Here is a 2,966-nt window from a genome sequence, read left to right on the forward strand (position 1 = left end):
AAGAAGGTCAGCCAGGTGCATGCCAAGATTAAGGAATTGGGCGGCGTGATGGGTGCTTACAACGGCTGGGAACGCGCCAACTGGTTTGCGCAGCCGGGTGATGACACGTCTGAAGAAGCCACCCACACCTGGGGCCGCTCCGGCCCGTGGCAGCAGCGCATCAAGGAAGAATGCGAAGCCGTGCGTGACGGCGTCGGTGTTCTGGATCTGCCGGGCTTCTCGCGCTTCAATCTGGATGGCGAAGGCGCCGCGGAGTTCCTGCGCGGCCTGGTGACCGGCGGGTTGCCCAAGGTAGGCCGGATGAACCTGGTCTATTTCTCGGACGACCGCGGCCGTATCCTGACCGAGATGTCCTGTGTGCGTCACGGCGAAGACCACTTCACCATGATCACCGCAGGCTCGGCCCAGTGGCACGACTTCGAGATCCTGCGCAAAGCGCTGCCGTCCGGGCTGACCCTGACAGACCGCACCACAGACTTCGCGACCATGATCGTCACCGGTCCGAAGTCGCGTGAACTGTTCGCGGGTATCTCCGACGCTGATCTGTCGCTCGGCTGGCTGACCCACCAGGAAGCCACCGTCGCAGGCAAGCCCGCCTTCCTGGCGCGGGTGTCTTACGCCGGCGAACTCGGCTGGGAGGTCCACTGCGCCAACGCGCATCAGGGTGACATCTACGCGGCCCTGATCGAAGGTGGTGCCAAGCCGTTTGGCATGTACGCGCTGAACTCCTTGCGGATTGAGAAGGGCTACCGCACCTGGAAGGGCGATCTCTCCACCGACTTCACCATGCTCGAAGGTGGCCTCGGCCGTTTCATCAAGCTGGACAAGCCGCAGGACTTCCCGGGCAAGACTGCGATCCAAAGCGAAAAGCAGCAGGGTCCGAAAAAGACTTTTGTTACCATGATCGTTGAGGCCGGCGACGCCGACGCACCCTATATGTCCTGCGTCTGGAAAGATGGTGAAATCGTGGGCGAAACCACCTCGGGCGACTGGGGCTACCGTGTGGGCGCCTCCATCGCGCTGGGCACCGTGCGCACCGATCTGGCGGTGCCGGGCACCGAACTGGAGGTCGAGATTTACGGGCAGAAATGCCGTGCAGTGGTTCAGAAAGACGAACCGCTGTGGGATCCGGCCAACGAGCGCCTGCGCGCCTGATCAACCAGCATCAGCCCGGGCCGCAATGATCCGGGCTGACACCCAATGAAAGACAGCCCGCGCCGCCGGATCATTTCCTGTATCCTGGCGGCGCAGGCGCACCAAGATAAGGACAGTTTGCTATGGCTGAGATCACGCTTCTGGATGGCTCGATCGGGCAAGAGGTTGTCAAACGGTCCGGCGACCGCGCAACACCTTTGTGGTCCACCGCTGTGATGGTTGACAGGCCCGAGGTGGTTGGCGGGATCCATGCCGATTACTTTGCCGCAGGCGCCACTATTGCCACTACAAACACCTATGCGGTTCTGCGCGACCGGTTGCAGCGCGCTGGTCTGGAAGATCATTTCAAAGAGCTTCTGAACAAGGCCACCGCGCAAGCTGCTGCAGCGCGGGACGCCCATGGCTCGGGCCGTATCGCGGCGGCTCTTGGCCCGCTGATCGCCTCCTACCGCCCTGACATCTGCCCGCCGGCGGAAGAGGCAAAGCTTGCCTACGCCGAACTGGTCAAATTGCTCGGCCCGCAGTCTGATCTCTTCCTGATCGAAACCGTCTCCTCGCTGGAACATGCCAAAGGCGCGTTGCTGGGCTGTGCGGAAGCGGACAATCCGGTCTGGCTGGCGGTCTCTGTTTCAGACGAAGACGGCACAGTGCTGCGCTCGGGGGAGCCGCTGGCCGCGCTTGCCCCGCTGATTGAGAAATTCCAGCCCGATGCGGTTCTGCTCAACTGTTCCCGGCCAGAGGTCATCGGCGAAGGACTGAACATCGTGAGAGGTTTCGGTAAGCCTTTTGGGGCCTTCGCAAACGGCTTCACCCGGATTTCGGAGGGCTTCCTGCAGGACGCCCCCACTGTGGATGCCCTGGAACAGCGCCAGGACCTGGGACCCGAACCTTATGCGGAATTTGCGATGGGTTGGGTCGCGCAGGGCGCCACCATCGTGGGCGGCTGCTGCGAAGTTGGCCCGGAACACATTGCCGAACTGGCCCGCCAGCTGCGCGCGGCCGGGCATCGGATCGTCTGACAGGGGGATCAGCATGGCATCTCAAGGCAAACTCAAAGCTGCGGATCCGGCCCGGATCTGGAGCATCGACATTATCGTCAGCGAAGGGTTTGTGCTGACGGAGATGTCGGCTGTGGTCGAAGTGCTGCGGATCGCCAACCGGGTGCTTGCGCAGCCGCCGTTCAAATGGACCATGCGGTCCCTGCAGGGCGGGCGCGTCGGCTGTAAGGCGGGCCTTAGCGTCGACACCGAAGCTTTCGTGGTTAAGCCGACGGCTGATTTTGCTTTCTTTCTTGGCAACTCGGACCCGGACGATCCCGGCCTCAGTCTTGGCAGGGTAATCTCCAGCTACACCTGCCGCGGCAGCAAGGTCTACCTGCTGGCCGAGGCTGCGGCCCGCTACATCCGCGATCAGGGCGGCGCGTCCGGTCGGCTGACCACCCATTGGGAAAATTCCGCGCTTCTGCGTGAGCGCATGGGGCTGAACGATTCCAGCCATGCCCTGGCCAGCGAGGATGGACTGGTGGTGACCTGTGCCGGTATGGGGTCCACCGTTGATATCGTGCTGGCGCTTGTCGGACGGCTCACCTCCGCCGCGGCACAGATGACCGTGGCCAACATCATGCTGCACGAGCAGGTGCGGGACTTCTCCTCGCTGCAGCCCTTTGCCGGCGCCAAGCCGACGATCACCGGCGACAGCGACCTCGACCACTGCATCCGGATCATGCAGGACAATATCGAAGAACCGGTGCCGATCAGCGAAATCGTGGACGAGCTTGGCATCTCCACCCGCTCGCTGGAGCGCAAGTTCAA

The 2,966-nt window shown here is 62.8% G+C and carries 3 protein-coding genes; all 3 read left to right on the top strand.

Annotation, left to right across the window (positions count from 1 at the left end; all coding sequences use genetic code 11):
* A partial coding sequence (locus A2I95_RS29370) for an aminomethyltransferase family protein (RefSeq protein WP_291735565.1) occupies positions 1-1,155 on the top strand: 1,155 nt, incomplete at its 5' end.
* A 122-nt stretch (positions 1,156-1,277) separates the two neighbouring features.
* Positions 1,278-2,174, top strand: coding sequence for a homocysteine S-methyltransferase family protein (locus tag A2I95_RS29375; RefSeq protein ID WP_291735567.1), 897 nt, complete (start codon positions 1,278-1,280; stop codon positions 2,172-2,174).
* Between the two features lie 13 nt (positions 2,175-2,187).
* Positions 2,188-2,966: AraC family transcriptional regulator (locus A2I95_RS29380; protein WP_291735569.1), on the top strand; the 779-nt coding region annotated here is incomplete at its 3' end.

This window comes from Leisingera sp. F5, from assembly GCF_001593695.1.